Here is a 15,809-nt window from a genome sequence, read left to right on the forward strand (position 1 = left end):
GCTGGCGAGTGTTGAGGATACGCAGCAAGAGGCGCTGCGGGATGGCGATTACCTTGACCCAGGCAAATGACAAAGCCGTGACGGCTCAGTGACGTACTGATGAATTTGCTTTTGGGCAGCAGAAAGTGGCTGCGGCGGAGGGAATTTTAATAAAAAAATTTTAACTGTTTCCTTTGTGATGGCACTCCACTATTTTTCTGCCATTTTCACCGCATTAACGATCTCCTTGCGCAATGCAGCTTTTCAGACTTCTGCTAACTTAAACATGATCCCTCCTTGTTACGCGACCTTTAAAATGATTAATACAATCAAACTGTCAGACGGTTTCCGACGCAATTTTGTGCGTGAAGTGATTTTGCCATTATCGGCGATTCTGTTGCTGACCTTCGCCGGAGCCGGGGCGGGCCTGTTCTGGGGCACCCGACTGACCAATAACGAAGCGCAGGAACAGCAGCAACGTATGATTGCTGCCTCATTCGAACAAAGCCTGGCAGAGCATCTGCGTCAGTTACGCAGCCTGACGCGCTGGGCGCCATTAGCCAACCAGTTGGATTTGACCCAACCTGACCAGCGCTGGCTGGATGAGAATGTCGGTGGCTGGTTATACGAAATGTTCGACCATGAACTGGTACTGGTGCTGGGACGCGATAACCAGTTAGTGGAGGTATGGCGCAACGGCCAGTTGGTGCCGGATCGTCATGTCGAACCTCAGGTGCAGACGGTGTTGAACAACTCGCTGATGCGCACCAGCCAACCTGGGGATCGGGCCGATTTTGTGCGTATTGGTGACCGTGCGGCTTCGCTGGCGGTGGGTGATATCAGCGGTGATGCCCATCAGCCGGGGCGTTACCGGCTGGTCAGCGTAAAATATCTCGACGACGGCTATCTGCACGGTCTGGCAAATCGCAGCCAACTGCGGCAGCTGCATTTCAGCGGCGATACCACGCAGCCCACTGGCAAAGCACATTATCTGCTGAACTCACAGCAGGGTGGCCCGGTGGGGTATATCAGTTGGGAACCGGACCGTCCCGGTGCGCAGATGTTACGCACTATCGGCCCGTCCACTTTACTGTCGGTGGTGATGATTACCCTGGTGTGTCTGTTTATGGTACGACGCATCTGGACCTCGTCGTTGAGTCTGTCGCAGTCGCTACTCAGGCTGGGAGCCAGCGAGGCTCAGGCGCAACATCTGGCGTTTCACGATGTGTTGACCGGTCTGCCAAATCGCTCGATGGTAGAGGATCGTCTTTCCCAGGCACTGGCGATGGCCGCACGCTATGACCACCGCGTGGCGTTGCTGCTGATCGATCTGGATCGTTTCAAGACCATCAATGACACCTATGGTCACCATGCCGGCGATGAGTTGATTATTCAGGTGGGACATCGCTTAACCAGCATTGTGCGGGCCAGTGATACCGTGGGACGTATCGGTGGCGACGAATTTATCATCGTGATGCCGGACGTGGAAAATATCGGGCAGGTCCAGTCGTTGGCAAAACGCATCATCAGTGCACTGGGCGAGCCTTATCAGTTGTTTGGCAGCGAAGCGTGGATTGGTGCCAGTATCGGACTGGCGCTGGCCCCCAAGGATGGGCTGGATCGCCAGGAATTGATGCGCAAAGCCGATATCGCCCTGTATGAAGCCAAAAATGGTGGACGCGGTCAGTTTCGTCAGTTTGAACGGGTGATGGACGAGTCGCTGCGTACCCGCCAGCAAATCGCTGCCGATCTGCGTCAGGCGTTGCTGCATTTTGATGGTCTGGCGGTGTGGTATCAGCCATTGATGGAGATCAGTGGCCAGCATGTTGATGGTGTCGAAGCACTGCTGCGCTGGCAACATCCGGTGCGTGGTGAAGTGCCGCCGGGTGAGTTTATCGCTATCGCTGAAGAGACCGGGCTGATCATTCCGTTAGGGGAATGGGTGTTGCGCGAAGCGTGCAAAACGTCATTACGCCTGCCGCAGTTGATTGTGGCGGTTAATGTCTCACCGGTGCAGTTCCGCGCCAGCGGCTTTGTTGAACGCATGATTGAAATTGTTCAATCCGAAGGCGCCGATCCCCAACGGCTGGAGCTGGAAATTACCGAAGGGGTGCTGATTGAGGATGAACATGAGGCGCGCAATAACATCATCGCGTTACGCAACGCCGGTTTCCGCATTGCGCTGGATGATTTCGGTACGGGCTATTCCAGCCTCAATTACCTCAGCACTTTCCCGGTCGACAAAATCAAGATCGACCGTTCGTTCACTCAATCACTAGGGGTGGCGCAGAATTCAGCGGCAATTATTGAATCGGTGGTGCGGCTGGGCCATGCCATGGGGCTGATGGTGACTGCCGAAGGGGTAGAAACCGAAGGCCAGATGAGTGCCCTCGCCGACGCGGGCTGTAATCAGTTGCAGGGCTATTTGTTTAGCCAGGCGGTGCCGTTTGAGGAACTGGAAAGGATGGTGTAAGACCGACATAACATTGCGCGATTAATCACAAAACATTGCGCGATAAATCGCGCCGCTACGGGGAAAACGCAGGGTTCTGTAGCGGCGCGATTTATCGCGCGACCTTTATTAAATTTCCTGGAATCTGCTCCACAAAATTTCAGTCTAAAAATACAGCACCGGTTTATTTCTGCCAGCATGCTCCCGTAATAAGGAGATCAACATGTCACGCCGAAAAAGTCTACGCTTACCGCATTATGACTACACCACGCCGGGAGCCTATTTCATTACGCTGGTCACCCGCTTACGCTCCCCACTCTTTGGTTATATCAATCAAAACCAAGTGATACACAACGAGGCTGGCAAAATTGCCGTACAGGAATGGTTTCATTTGTCCTCCCGCATAGCAGGGTTAACGCTGGATAGTTTTATTCTGATGCCAAATCATCTACATGGTATTTTATGGCTGGAAGAAAAAATCATCTTTCCTCTGCCACGCATTATAGGTTTATACAAAGCGGGCGTGTCCCGACGTTGCGGGCAGAAAATTTGGCAATTTAATTCTTTCGAACGGGTGATCCGTGATGAGCGAGAATTATCTTATGTTCGACAATATATTGAACAGAATCCGTTGCGCTGGGAGTTGGACTGTTATTACCAATAATATTTCGCGATAAATTACAAAACATTGCGCGATAAATCGCGCCGCTACCGGGAAAACGCAGGGTTCTGTAGCGGCGCGATTTATCGCGCAGTTTTGTCTTACCGCGATTTACTGCGGGAAATCCGTATCAATCGACGTCTGCTTCCACGCCTCAATCTGCGTCAGTCGCTCTTTTAATTTATTGGTTACCGCATCATAACCCCAGGCGCCCATTACCAGATGGCGCGGCGGGTTGGGGTTTTCAGTGATGGCGATCATCGCACTGGCGGCACGTGCCGGGTCACCCGCCTGGGTGCCGCTGTATGCGGAGGTAGCTTTCATCCTTGCCGCCGCAGTTTCGGCGTATTCCGGCAGCTTACTCGGCGTCTGATGCAGCGAACGGCCCGCCCAGTCGGTGCGGAACGGTCCGGGTTCAACGCAGGTGACGTTGATACCCAACGAGGCCGTTTCCAGCGCCAGTGAATCGGACCAGCCTTCCACCGCGTGTTTGCTGGCAGAGTAGTAACCAGAGCTGGCAAAGCCGATAAATCCGGCCACGGAGGTAATGTTGATGATATGGCCGCTACGCGCTTTACGCATCGTCGGCAGAACGGCGCGCGTCAGAGCGAACAGGCCAAATACGTTGGCATCAAACTGCGCGCGGATTTCCTGCTCCTCCCCCTCTTCCACCGAACTTTGATAACCATAACCGGCGTTATTCACCAGAACGTCCAGAGTGCCAAAGGTTGTCAGCGCCTTGTTTACCGCCGCATCAATGCTGGCCTGCTGCGTCACATCCAGCGCCACCGCCAGCGCGTTGCTGTGGCCCTCGACCAAATCCTGCACTTTCGCCGGATCGCGTGCGGTCACCACGGTATTGAAACCACGCGCAATCGCCTGCTGCGCCAGTTCCCGACCAAAGCCAGTGGAGCAACCGGAGATAAACCATACCGGATTTTTTGCTGTTGCCATGCTGAGACTCTCCTGAAATGAACCAAGCCCGATGACCATGTCATCGGGCAAAGAGACTAAGCCTGGCAGGAACGCCATAAAGGTTTTAGCGCGATGTGCGCCATCAGGCCTTCATTGCCGGATAGCGCTGGCGCAAATCGGCAAAGATGGCGTGCATCTGCGCCGTGATGTCCGTTGCCCCCTCTGCCGCCACCGCTTTGAACACCTGCTGTTTAAGATAATGACGCCAGCCAACCGGCGCAGCCGCTAAGAATGTGGTTAACAGTTGATAACGTTCCGGTGTCCACAGCGCTTCAAAGGCATCGCGCGCGGCACCGTGGTCAAAGTGACTGACCGGCTGCTGGCACATTTCACTGCGCAACCGCGCGGTAGCCGCCGCATCAACCTGGTCATCAACGATTACCACGCCATAGGCGGAGCGAGCAGCCGCGTGACTGACAAACCCACAACGCACATCGTTGAGCACCGCCTGTTCATCACGCTGCACCGGCAGGCCATAACCGCCCGCGCCCGGACCACGCACTTCAACAATGTCACCAGGCTGGCAACGGATTACATCGGTGTTGCCATGCTCAATCACCTCACCCTCGCGCAGGGTGCGGAAATGGGACAGACCGCCAGGCAGCCCCCCCAATACCCCCGCAGAGGCAAATACCGAACGGTTGCGGTTACGCGCAGTGACCAAAGTATCCGGCGCGAAAATCTCGAACACCATTTCGGTCGCCAGGCCGCCGCGATAACGTCCGGCCCCGGCGCTGTCGCGAGTGAGGCCATAACGATGGAAATGGATTGGCACTTCCGCTTCGTTGATTTCAATCGGGGTATTTTTCAGGAAGGCGGATAAACCGCCGGAACCATCCGGGCCATCATGGCGTGGGGTGCCGCCCGCCCCGCCGCCCACCGGGCCAAGCGAGGCAACCACACTGCGATTCGAACCATCGCTGGTGCGGATATTCATAATTGAATTGCCACCCGGCGAGTTGGCTGGCAAGCGATCCGGTATCGCCTGAGAAAACACACCAATGGTGGCGATCTGCGATAGCGCGCAGGTCAGCGAACGCATACCCACAGCTGCTGGGGCTTCACAGTTCATCACCGTCCCCGGCGGCAGTATGGCGCGCGTCGGGCGCAGTGTCCCGGCATTCAGCAGCAGGTTACGGTCCAGCGTAGAGAGCACGTAAGTGACGCCGACCAGCGCCAGCGGGTGACGCTCACGTCCCCCGGTAGGCATATTTAACGAAGAGGCCAGCTGCGGATCGCTGCCGGTGTAATCCAGTTCCAGCGTCTCCCCCTGCACACGCAGGGTGATGGCTACGCGGCACGGATCCCCCCCGTCACCGTCCTCATCGGCAAAGTCGGCATAAAAATATTCGCCGTCGGGAATGGTGGCGATAATGCTACGCGCCTGACGTTCGGCGTAATCGAGAATCCCGTCAATGCCCTGCAGAAAATCCTCGACACCAAAGCGGGCAATAATCTCGTGAATTTTGCGCTCACCGACGTTGACCGAGGCGAGTTGCGCTTTGAAGTCACCCCAGTTTTGATCTGGCACACGCACGTTCAGGCGCATAATGCGCGCCACTTCTTCATTCAGTTCGCCATTGCGTACGATTTTCAGCGGTGGAATACGGATGCCTTCCTGCACGATCTCAGTCAATGAACGCGACAGCGACGCGGGTACAGCTCCGCCGACGTCGGTGTTGTGAATATGGCCGACGACAAAACAGACAATTTCCTCCTGATGAAACACCGGTTTCCAGATATGGATATCTGGCGAATGTGTCGCCACGTTACCGGCATAGGAGTCGTTGGTGATGCAGATATCCCCTTCGTCGTAGTGATCGATCAATGCCAACACCGGGGCGTAATCAATACCGCTGTACCAGGGCGCGCCGAAGCTGCGTGGTGAGGCAAACGCCAGTCCATCCCGGCTGACGATCTGGCAGGAGAAATCTTCGGTTTCTTTCACAAAGGTGGAGTGTGCGGTGCGCATCAGGGTGAACGCCATCGCATCGGCCGCTGCTGCGCAGTAGTTAGCGAGGATTTGCAGGTTACGTCCGTCAATCGCCATCTTAGTTCACCTCCAACGGGGTAATCAGTAAGTTACCAAATTCATCCACCCGCACTTGCATCTGCGGCGGCACGCAGGTGGTGCAATCGTCCTGCGCGATAATCACCGGGCCAGACAGTTGATGCCCCGCCCCCAGACTGGCACGCAGAACCACATCAACCTGATGTAGTGCGCCATCGATCCAGGCACTGACCTGCTTCGCTACCTCTACCGGCCCCTCGGCAGGAGACAGACGATTCAGCGTCGGCTTGGGCGTCGGCGAGGCGATCACCAGGCGCAGGTTAATAATCTGCACCGGGGCGCTGGCATCGCAATGACCAAACAGCTGCTGATGCTGACGGTCAAAGGCATCATGCAGCGCATTGACGTTGGCCTGCGCCAGCCAGGATTCCTCCAGCGCCACTTCAATTTCGAACGACTGCCCGCGATAGCGCATGTCCGCACTGTAGTGCAAGGTGAATGGCATCCCGGCTCCGTGTTGCTCACTGAGCCAGCCGCGTGCGCGCTGACTCAACGCCTCTGCTTCGGTTGCCAGGGTAGAAGCCAGCGTGCTATCGAGATCGCTGTAGAGTGTGCGGATAAAGTCGTTACGGATATCCGCCACCAGCCCGCCCAGCGCCGATAACACACCCGGAGTCGGCGGCACGATGACCCCTTTCATATTCAATTCACGCGCCAGAAAACAACCCATCATCGGGCCAGCACCGCCAAACGCGAGGAACCAGAATTCACGCGGGTCGAGACCAAAACGCGACAACAAACCGCTGGTATCGCTGTACATGCTGGAGATCGCCAGTTCGATGGCGGTTTCCGCCGTCTCCTCCACCGAAATATCGAGCTGATCCGCCAGCGGCTGCCACGCTGCGCGCGCCGCAGCGACATCAACTTGCACTGCGTTATAGCCCAACGCACCGTGGCCGATCATGCCGCAAGCGGCAAAGGCATCGGTAGCGGTCGGTTGCGTACCGCCACGCTGGAAACACACCGGTCCCGGCAGCGAACCGGCGCTGTCCGGTCCCATTTGCAGCACCCCTTGATTATCGATCCATGCCAGCGAACCGCCGCCCTGTCCCACCGATGTCACCGCCACGGACGGGATATAGATGGGAAAATCACCGATGATTTCACCGTTGCCCTGCGCCACCTGGCCATCGATAATCACCGCCACATCCGCGCTGGTGCCGCCGATATCCAGACTGAGGATTTTATCGAAGCCACAGGCGCTGGCGAGAAAACTGGCACCGATCACCCCGGAGGCGGTGCCGGACAGCACCATCTGCACGCACTCGCTTTTCGCCTGCTCCACACCCATCACCCCACCGTTGGATTTGGTAATGCGCGGCGGTGGCACTACGCCCATGGTTTTCAGCGCCCGTTCAAACGATTCGAGGTAGTTGATCACCATTGGCTGCACATAGGCATTGATGGTGGCGGTGATAGTACGTTCATACTCGCGGATAATCGGCCAGATATCGGCCGAGCAGGAGGTCAGCAGTTCCGGTGCCTGTTGATTGATGATGGCTTTGACTGCGGCTTCATTATGGCGGTTGCGATAGCTGTGCAGCAACGCCACCACAATTCCCTGACAACCCGCCGCTTTTGCCCCGGCAATCGCATCCAGCACGCTTTGGCGATCCACCGCCTGCAACACCTCTCCGTGGCGGTCGGTACGTTCTTGGATGGCAAACACCCGGTCACGGGAAATCAGTGGTGCCGGTCGGCGTGAGAACAGATCGTGAATATGTGGAATCTTCAGCCGCGCCAGTTCCAGCACATCGCAAAAACCTTCGGTGGCGAACAGCGCCAGTTTGACCCCGCGTCGCTGGATCACCGCGTTGATGCCCACCGTAGTGCCGTGTGTAAAGTAATCAATCTGTGCTGGCGCGATACCATCACGCTGATCCAACTGCGCCAGCCCGGTGAGAATCTCGCTGCCGGGCTGATCGGGTCTGGAGAGTACTTTTAGAGTATGGATCTGATTGGTTTGCTCATTCAGGACGGCAAAATCAGTGAAAGATCCGCCAATATCTACGCCAACACGGTACATGGTTTTTATCCGTTATCAGGAGAGAGGAAATTCCATCAGCTTGTGAGGGTCCTGCACCACGCGCCAGCCCAGGCGCTGATACAGCTGATGGGCATCATTGGTAGAAAGCATCCAGCGGTGCACAGTTTGTAACTCAGGATGTTCCCGTACACAGGTCGCCAGCCAGCTGCCAAGACCGTGACCACGCCAGTTTTCATCGATGATCACATCACACAGCCAACCAAAACGGGTGTAATCGGTGATCAGCCGGCCAAAACCGATTTGCTGGTTCTGCTGGTACAAACCAAAGGGCAGCGATCCGTTGATTGCGCGCTCGGTTTTGGCACGCGGCTGACCTTTGGCCCAGTAAGAACGTTCGGCCAGTTGATAATGAATCCAGTCAACATCAAGGCGCTGACGTTCGGTGGAGATAATGAAGTCATCGCGCTGCCACAGCTGATCAGGGATGGTTAAGGCGGTCATGGCAACTCCTTGTAAAGGGATAAATTGAGTGTAAGGGCGTACGGGCAAGCGTAGCGGCTGAAGCAAGAGCCTGAACAGCTAAGATAAAGGGAATTTTGGGCGGTGGGGAAATTTTATGCTGTGGGGCGCAGCGGCCTGGCTCTGAGAAGGTTTCGGCCGCCAGACATCAGGTAGTTTCAGCTGCAACGTGCAGGCGGACGGGCAAAGGTCCGAGGGCGCGGACCTTTGCAATCCGCGCCCTGCGGCGTCCTCGCGCAGCGCATAGCGCTGTCCCCTCGCTTATCACTCAGGCCTCACGGCACGCGCGGATTCGCCATCCATGGCTCATTCCGCTCTCTCGCCGCATCCATGCGGCTCGGCCTGGCCTTCCCTCTGCGCCCGGCGCTGTGGATGCCGCCCACCCCACCGTCTGCAAGACCGCAGAAAAAACAAAAAACAAAAAATAAAAGCGAAAAGAAAAAAACAGATTAGTAAAAGGCGTGCAGCGAGGGTGGGGCGCCATCCGGACTCGCTGAGCGAATGAATGCTGCCAGGATGAGCCGCATGGATGCGGGGAAAGGCGGCGTTGAGCAGGAGCGAATCGACGCCGGTCCGTCGGCAGCGTGAATGAGCGAAGGCACCGCGCAGCGGCGAGGGAGGCTGGCGCGAGGCCCGGGATTGCAAAGGGTGCGGCCAGGCACCCTTTGCTCGGTCGCCGCACCGGCGAGCTGAAACTACATCAGCTTATGGCGAACGAAACCACCTCGATCCAAACACCATCCGCCATAAAGCGAAATTACACCCCAAATTCCACCGAATTCTGCTTAGCAATCAGCGACCTTAACGGCACGTTGCTTTTCATAATCGGTGATTTAATCACGATATAACTGAAGTACTTATCGATGCCGATCTGCGCATCCAGCATCTTCTCAATCACTTCCTGGTAATGTTCAATGCTGCGGGTAATAAAGCGCAGCAAATAGTCGTAACCGCCGGTAATCAGGTGGCACTCCATCAGTTCGTCAACATCGCGCACGGCGTTTTCAAACTTCATAAAATCTTCACGGCGATGACCAGACAGGGTGACTTCGGTGAACACCGTTACCGAATCAGTGATTTTGGTGAGATTGATGTGTGCTTCATAACCAGTGATAAACCCCGCCTGCTCCAGACGTTTCACCCGTTGCAGGCAAGGGCTGGGTGAAAGTCCAACGGCGTCGGCCAGATTGACGTTGCTGATACGGCCATCTTTTTGTAGTTGCACCAGGATATTGATATCGATGCGGTCGAGTTTCATTAAGCCGTTCATAGCACCCCTCATTGTTGACCAACCGTGCAGGTTATCCCGATGGTATATCACGCTTTAATGTGGCTGCGCCAGCACTGACGCACACCACATTTTTCGGGGAACCTGTGAATAATTCCAGCAATATCAATGAGGAAGCCGAATTTATCCGAGTCGGCCACTGGCGCGTGCCAGCGCGATATCAAAGATATGCAACGCTTCTTCCAGCTGTGAATCGGTGGTGACCAGCGGTGCCAGGAAACGGATGGTGCTGCGGTGCAGACCACATTTAATTAACAGCAATCCTTCCTGGCAGGCGCAATCGAGGATTTTCTGCGTCATCGCCGCGTCAGGACGTTTGGTTTCAAAGTCGATGATTTCCACCGCCTGCATAAAGCCCACCCCACGCACGTCACCAATGCAGGCGTATTTTTCCGCCAGTTGATGCAGGTGCGCATTGAGTTTTTCGCCCAGCTGATTACTGCGCGCCAGCAGGTTGTCATTTTCCATCAGGTCGAGCACCGCCAGCGCCGCCGCGCAGCCCAGCGCATTGCCGCCATAGGTGCCGCCCAGCCCGCCCGGTAACGGCGCATCCATAATCGCCGCTTTCCCCACCACACCGGAAATCGGTAAGCCGCCGCCGAGGCTTTTCGCCACGGTGATCAAGTCTGGGGTAATGCCGGAATGCTGGAAAGCGAACATTTTGCCGGTGCGACCAAAGCCGGTCTGGACTTCATCACAGATCAACAAAATGCCGTGTTTTTCGGTGACACGACGCAGCGCCTGCATAAAGTTGGCACCCGCTGGCAGGAAACCGCCATCACCCTGCACCGGTTCAATGATAATCGCGGCCACACGTTCCGGCGCAATCTGCACCGCGAACAGCTGATCCAGTGCTTTCAGGCAATCTTCATCGCTAACACCGTAGAACGCGTTCGGGAACGGCAGGCGATACACCTCGCCGGGGAAAGGACCGAAATTCTGTTTATATGGCTGGCTCATGCCGGTTAGGGTACAACCCAGCAAGGTACGGCCATGAAATGCTCCATCAAAGGCGATGATGCCGGAGCGTTGCGTATGCGCACGGGCGATTTTCACCGCATTTTCTACCGCTTCCGCACCACTGGTGAAAAACACGCTTTTGAACGGCTGACCATTGCCCACCAGTTGATTCAGACGCTGCGCCAGTTCGATATAGCCTGGATACGCCACCACCTGAAAACAGGCATGCGAAACCAGACCCAGCTGCTTAGTGACCGCATTGACCACTGCCGGATGGTTATGGCCGACGTTCAGCACGCCGATACCGCCAACGAAATCGAGGTAGCGATTGCCCTCGACGTCCCATACCTCGCTCCCTTTCGCCCGCTCGATCACCAGCGGATGTGCGGTGACCACGCCACGCGGCACATGCTGCTCACGCGCATCCAGTAACAGGCTGTTATCGGAATATGTTTGCTGTTCCGCCATGACATTCTGCATTTTTAACCCTCATCCACGTAACGTTCTGTTGGCTCAAGTATCGCAACCCGTTGGTTTCTCACGCTGCCGTAATTGCCGGGGCAGCGGCATTTCCTGTCAAAATCGTCTGCCATTCAGCAGGGAAATTCTGCACCCAGTGCATGGCGGGCAATGGCGGTCAACGCCTGGATGCCATACGGAATCAGCGCATCATTAAAGTCGTAAGCAGAATGGTGCAGCGGTTGGCTCGGCGCAGAGCCAATCCACAGATAGGCACCTGGTTTTGCCTGCAACATAAAGGCAAAATCTTCCGAGGTAAGCGCCGGTTGTCTCGCCTCATGTGCTGTCATCCCGGCCTGCTGCACCGCCGCCAATGCCAGCTGCGCTTCGGGCGCGCTGTTCACGGTAGCCGGGTAATAACGCAGGTAGTTGACCTCGGCCTGCAAACCGTGTGCAGCGGTGACGTGCTGCGCCATTGCGCGCAGCCGTGCTTCGATTATGTCCTGCGCCGCCGGACTGAAGGTACGTACCGTGCCAGTAATGCTGGCTTCCGCCGGAATCATGTTGTGCGAGAAGCCACCCTGCATCCGCGTCACACTGAGTAGCGCCGGTTCACAAGGATCCAGTGCACGCGCCACCAGGGTGTTGAGCGCCACCACCAACTCGCTGGTCGCCAGCAGGGTGTCACGCGTCAGGTGCGGCTGTGCAGCATGGCCGCCGCCACCTTTAACGGTGATATCGAAACGGTCTGCCGCCGCCATGATCGGCCCCGGACGGGTTTGCACCTCACCCAGCGGCAGTTCCGGCCAGTTGTGTAGCGCATAGACCGCATCACAGGGAAAGCGGCTGAACAGGCCGTCGTCGATCATCGCTTTCGCACCCGCCAGTCCCTCTTCCGCAGGCTGGAAGATAAACACCAGCGTGCCGTCGAAATCCTGCTGTTGTGCCAGTTGGATGGCGGCACCCAGCAGCATCACCGTGTGTCCATCGTGGCCACAGGCGTGGCAGATGCCATCATGGGTACTTTTCCACGGTTGGCTGCCGTTATCCTGCATCGGCAGCGCATCCATATCGGCACGCAGGCCAATCACCTGTGCCCCCGATCCGCGTTTCAATACCCCTACCACGCCGGTGCCGCCGAGGCCGCGATGCACCTCAATACCCTGCTCCGCCAGTCGCTGTGCCACGATATCGCTGGTACGTGTTTCCTTGTATCCCAGCTCGGGATGGGCGTGCAGATCCCGTCGCAGTGCGACTAATTGTTCCAGTTGCATCTCAATATCCCCGGTTGCGATCGATCACACCGACCATCGGTTCGCCGCGCTGATAGCGGCGCAGATTCTCCAGCAACGCCGCCACGGCGCTGTCGGTTTGCGTCTGGCTGGCGATGTGTGGTGTCAGCCAGATAGCTGGATGGTGCCAGAACGGATGTCCGGCTGGCAGCGGCTCGGGATCGGTCACGTCAATCACCGCCGCGCTGAGCTGACCACTCGCCAGCGCGGCCAGCAGATGGTCATCGTTGAGTTGTGGTCCGCGTCCTACCTGTACCAGCGCCGCGCCGGTGGGCAGTTGGGCAAAGAGTTCGGCATTCAGCAACCCACGCGTGTTGTCGGTGAGCGGCAGCAGGCACACCAGAATGTCGCTCCAGGCGAGGAACTCCGCCAGTTGCTCGCTGCCGTGCCAGCAGCGTACGCCATCGATGTCACGCGGAGTACGGCTCCAGCCCGCGCAATTGAAGCCGAGCGAAACCAGCTGTTTCAGCGATGCCTGACCCAGTTCACCGAGGCCCATCACCCCGACGCGGCGTTCGCCCGCCGTATAGATGCGATGGGTTTGCCACAGCTGCTCGCGCTGCTGCTGAAAATAACGCGGCATGTCGCGATGCAGGCCCAGCACGGCAAAGGTGACGTACTCGATCATGCCCTGCGTCAGGCCGGGTTCGATCATCCGCACCACCGGCAAATCTGGTGGTAGCTTGCTGAGGTCGAACTGGTCCGCCCCGGCCCCGACCGACATCAACGCTTGCAGGTTAGGAAAGGTCGCCATCACATCGTCTGGCGGCTGCCAGGCCACCAACACCTCCACCTTTTCAGCGTCACCGATGTCCGGCCAGATATGCAGCTGAATATCTGGCGCATGTTGCGCCAGCCAGCGTTGCCAGTGCGCGCCGCGCACCGGATCAGATTTGTAGGCGATATGCATCAGGCCATCGCCTGGGTCATCAACCCAAACGCCTGCATGCCACCGACCTGCGGTGACCACGGCGTTCCCCGTACCATCGTGGTAGGTGCGTCGACTTGCGCCAATCCCAGTGTCTCCAGCCAGGCGGCCAGCGGCTGTGCGCCGTCGGTATCGATGCGCACAAACTCCCCGCTTAACCCCTGCATCAGCGCTGATACCAGTGCCTGTGCCACCGGCAGGTTCAGCGCAATCACCGGGCCAATCGCCCAGCCATGACCAAAGCGACGCAGGCTGGCAAAACCGTGAATACCCTGCTGTGCATCCTGCAAGATCACTGTCTGATGGTCGGCAATCAAAGTGTCGATCACACGGGGACGCCACATGCCATGCGCCTGCTGATCCAGTTCGGTCAGCAGATCCGCATCGGCGGGTGTCGCATTACGCAGCGTCAGCCCGGCCGGGATGTGGACCGGCGGGACAGCGGCCAGCGCACGCGTCTGGTGCTGCTGGATATGGCCGGTTACGTTGAAACCCAGTTTGGCGTACAATCCTTTACCCATTTCGGTGGCATGCAGCCGCACGTTACAGCCAGGGAATTTTTCCAGCAACGCCAGCATCAGTTGCTTGCCGACGCCACGCCCCTGGAACTGGTCGTTAACGATCACCAGACCGATAGTGGCGGCTTGCTCGCCCCAGCGCCAGCCAATGGCGCTGCCAAGGTATGCGCCATTCTCTTCGGCGACCACGCCTTCACCCAACGTCACCGCCTGCAACCAATCCTCACGGCGGTGCGGCCACTTAAGGTGTTGCGTCATGGCAAAGCCCTGTTCGACGTCGTCTGCTTTCATCGCGCGTAATGTGATACTCATGTGTGCTCCTTACATCATGCCTGGCGCGTCAAGACCGCTGCCATCAACCAGACGGGAATAGCGATAAGGGGTCGGATCCACCACCGGTGTTGTGTCAGTGGCAAGATCGGCGGCCAGCCGACCGGCCCCCGGACCAATACCAAAACCGTGTGCGCTGTAGCCCGCCGACAGCACCAGTCCCGGCAGTTTCGCCACCGTGGAGATCACCGGAATGGCATCCGGCGTACTGTCAATCATACCGCCCCAGGCTTGTGCCAGCTTCAGGTTAGCCAGTGCCGGGTACTCTTTGCGCATCGCCGCCAACCCTTCCTGCACCAGGCTGGCATCCGCCGCCGGATCCAGAATGCGTACCTGTTCAAACGGTGATTGGCGATCGAATTCCCAGCTCCCCAGCGCTTCCGGGCCGGTCAGGAACGGTTTGAAGCTCAAGTTGAATTTAAGGTTTTTACGGCGACTTTTGAAGGTCGGATAGAACTGACGTGCATAGCGAACACCCTGCGCGCCGGGTTCCAGACGACCACGACCCGAGACCGAGACCGTGTAGCTGCCGTCGATTTGCGGACGACAAGCGAAGCCGGGGGTATATAACGGCATGGCGATGGCCTGCTCAATCGGCTGGGTACGGAAAGCCGTGCCGATCACGTTGCCCAGTGGCAGGTCGATACCGTGACGACGGCAGAACATCGAGGTCCAGGCCCCGGCGGCACAAATCACCCGACTGGTTTTGATCAAGCCACGCTCGGTCCAGACACCACTCACCACCCCCCCTGAAATATCCAGCCCGCGTACCGCGCATTGCTGAAACACCAGCGCACCGAGACGCTGGGCACCCATCACCAGCCCGGCAGAAGCCAGACGTGGCTCGGCATGGCCATCGGTCGGCGATGAAACGCCGCCCAGCCAGTTCGTGGTGCTGCCCGGCGTCATCGCTTTGGCCTGTTCGGCGCTGAGCATATCGCTACGCACGCCATAGTGCTTCGCCATCTGGCCCCATTTCTCCCAGGCAGCGATATCGTCTTCGTTGCGGGTGGCGTACACCAGGCCGCTACGGCGGAAACCGAGTTCTTCACCGGTTTCCGCATTGAGTTCACCCCAGCGTTGCAGAGCATAGATAATTAGCGGAAGCTCGCGCTCGTCACGGTTCTGCTGGCGGCACCAGCCCCAGTTACGGCTGGACTGCTCGGCACCGACCAGCCCCTTTTCCACCAACACCACTTTTAAACCCTGCTTTGCCAGCTCCCAGATGGCGGCAGAACCGGCAATACCGGCACCGATCACCACCACATCGGCGGACTCAGGGAAATTTGCACTGTCCTGTACATAACGAATCGGCGCAGGCATAACGTTGCTACCTCAATGAATTAAATTTTTCTGCCATTCGTAACCGCGCGATAAATCGCGCCGCTAC

At 57.5% G+C, this 15,809-nt stretch carries 12 protein-coding genes; 2 read left to right on the plus strand and 10 right to left on the minus strand.

Features of this window, described 5'->3' with window-relative positions; all coding sequences use genetic code 11:
* Window positions 1-295: 295 nt before the first annotated feature.
* Both AC6I8W_RS13120 and AC6I8W_RS13125 read left to right on the plus strand, forming a co-directional pair.
* Window positions 296-2,452 carry a putative bifunctional diguanylate cyclase/phosphodiesterase gene (locus tag AC6I8W_RS13120; protein WP_497835363.1) on the plus strand — a complete coding sequence of 719 codons (2,157 nt, stop codon included), beginning with the start codon at window positions 296-298 and terminating at the stop codon, window positions 2,450-2,452.
* A 202-nt stretch (window positions 2,453-2,654) separates the two neighbouring features.
* A complete protein-coding gene (locus tag AC6I8W_RS13125; protein WP_497835364.1) occupies window positions 2,655-3,095 on the plus strand; it encodes a transposase in 441 nt (146 codons plus the stop codon).
* 108 nt (window positions 3,096-3,203) lie between these two features.
* Here AC6I8W_RS13125 and AC6I8W_RS13130 read toward each other — a convergent pair whose 3' ends face one another.
* The 10 genes from AC6I8W_RS13130 to AC6I8W_RS13175 form a co-directional block, all read right to left on the minus strand.
* On the minus strand, window positions 3,204-4,046 hold the full coding sequence (locus AC6I8W_RS13130) for an oxidoreductase (protein ID WP_497835365.1): 843 nt from the start codon (window positions 4,044-4,046) through the stop codon (window positions 3,204-3,206).
* Between the two features lie 103 nt (window positions 4,047-4,149).
* A complete protein-coding gene (locus tag AC6I8W_RS13135) occupies window positions 4,150-6,117 on the minus strand; it encodes a hydantoinase B/oxoprolinase family protein (protein ID WP_497835366.1) in 1,968 nt (655 codons plus the stop codon).
* A gap of 1 nt (window position 6,118) precedes the next feature.
* On the minus strand, window positions 6,119-8,164 hold the full coding sequence (locus AC6I8W_RS13140) for a hydantoinase/oxoprolinase family protein (RefSeq protein WP_497835367.1): 2,046 nt from the start codon (window positions 8,162-8,164) through the stop codon (window positions 6,119-6,121).
* Between the two features lie 15 nt (window positions 8,165-8,179).
* Window positions 8,180-8,626, minus strand: coding sequence for a GNAT family N-acetyltransferase (locus tag AC6I8W_RS13145; RefSeq protein WP_497835368.1), 447 nt, complete (start codon window positions 8,624-8,626; stop codon window positions 8,180-8,182).
* A 775-nt stretch (window positions 8,627-9,401) separates the two neighbouring features.
* Window positions 9,402-9,914, minus strand: coding sequence for an Lrp/AsnC family transcriptional regulator (locus AC6I8W_RS13150; RefSeq protein ID WP_497835369.1), 513 nt, complete (start codon window positions 9,912-9,914; stop codon window positions 9,402-9,404).
* A gap of 141 nt (window positions 9,915-10,055) precedes the next feature.
* Window positions 10,056-11,372 carry a 4-aminobutyrate--2-oxoglutarate transaminase gene (gene gabT / locus AC6I8W_RS13155; RefSeq protein ID WP_497835370.1) on the minus strand — a complete coding sequence of 439 codons (1,317 nt, stop codon included), beginning with the start codon at window positions 11,370-11,372 and terminating at the stop codon, window positions 10,056-10,058.
* 113 nt (window positions 11,373-11,485) lie between these two features.
* On the minus strand, window positions 11,486-12,619 hold the full coding sequence (locus AC6I8W_RS13160) for a M20 aminoacylase family protein (RefSeq protein ID WP_497838186.1): 1,134 nt from the start codon (window positions 12,617-12,619) through the stop codon (window positions 11,486-11,488).
* A gap of 7 nt (window positions 12,620-12,626) precedes the next feature.
* Window positions 12,627-13,553 carry a 2-hydroxyacid dehydrogenase gene (locus AC6I8W_RS13165; protein WP_497835371.1) on the minus strand — a complete coding sequence of 309 codons (927 nt, stop codon included), beginning with the start codon at window positions 13,551-13,553 and terminating at the stop codon, window positions 12,627-12,629.
* Window positions 13,553-14,401, minus strand: a complete 849-nt coding sequence (locus AC6I8W_RS13170) for a GNAT family N-acetyltransferase (RefSeq protein WP_497835372.1) — start codon at window positions 14,399-14,401, stop codon at window positions 13,553-13,555. Before AC6I8W_RS13170 ends, AC6I8W_RS13165 begins: the two co-directional genes overlap by 1 nt.
* 9 nt (window positions 14,402-14,410) lie before the next feature.
* A complete protein-coding gene (locus AC6I8W_RS13175) occupies window positions 14,411-15,742 on the minus strand; it encodes an NAD(P)/FAD-dependent oxidoreductase (protein WP_497835373.1) in 1,332 nt (443 codons plus the stop codon).
* Window positions 15,743-15,809 lie beyond the last annotated feature (67 nt).

The sequence above is a fragment of the Pantoea sp. X-Soil-TKNS-1211 genome (assembly GCF_059730495.1).

Bases quoted from the DNA above. Each gene is read 5' to 3' on its own strand.
- AC6I8W_RS13150 (WP_497835369.1), bottom strand. From the start codon at position 9,914: ATGAACGGCTTAATGAAACTCGACCGCATCGATATCAATATCCTGGTG.
- AC6I8W_RS13175 (WP_497835373.1), bottom strand. From the start codon at position 15,742: ATGCCTGCGCCGATTCGTTATGTACAGGACAGTGCAAATTTCCCTGAG.
- AC6I8W_RS13135 (WP_497835366.1), bottom strand. From the start codon at position 6,117: ATGGCGATTGACGGACGTAACCTGCAAATCCTCGCTAACTACTGCGCA.
- AC6I8W_RS13125 (WP_497835364.1), top strand. From the start codon at position 2,655: ATGTCACGCCGAAAAAGTCTACGCTTACCGCATTATGACTACACCACG.
- gabT (WP_497835370.1), bottom strand. From the start codon at position 11,372: ATGCAGAATGTCATGGCGGAACAGCAAACATATTCCGATAACAGCCTG.
- AC6I8W_RS13120 (WP_497835363.1), top strand. From the start codon at position 296: ATGATTAATACAATCAAACTGTCAGACGGTTTCCGACGCAATTTTGTG.
- AC6I8W_RS13145 (WP_497835368.1), bottom strand. From the start codon at position 8,626: ATGACCGCCTTAACCATCCCTGATCAGCTGTGGCAGCGCGATGACTTC.
- AC6I8W_RS13140 (WP_497835367.1), bottom strand. From the start codon at position 8,164: ATGTACCGTGTTGGCGTAGATATTGGCGGATCTTTCACTGATTTTGCC.
- AC6I8W_RS13130 (WP_497835365.1), bottom strand. From the start codon at position 4,046: ATGGCAACAGCAAAAAATCCGGTATGGTTTATCTCCGGTTGCTCCACT.
- AC6I8W_RS13170 (WP_497835372.1), bottom strand. From the start codon at position 14,401: ATGAGTATCACATTACGCGCGATGAAAGCAGACGACGTCGAACAGGGC.
- AC6I8W_RS13165 (WP_497835371.1), bottom strand. From the start codon at position 13,553: ATGCATATCGCCTACAAATCTGATCCGGTGCGCGGCGCGCACTGGCAA.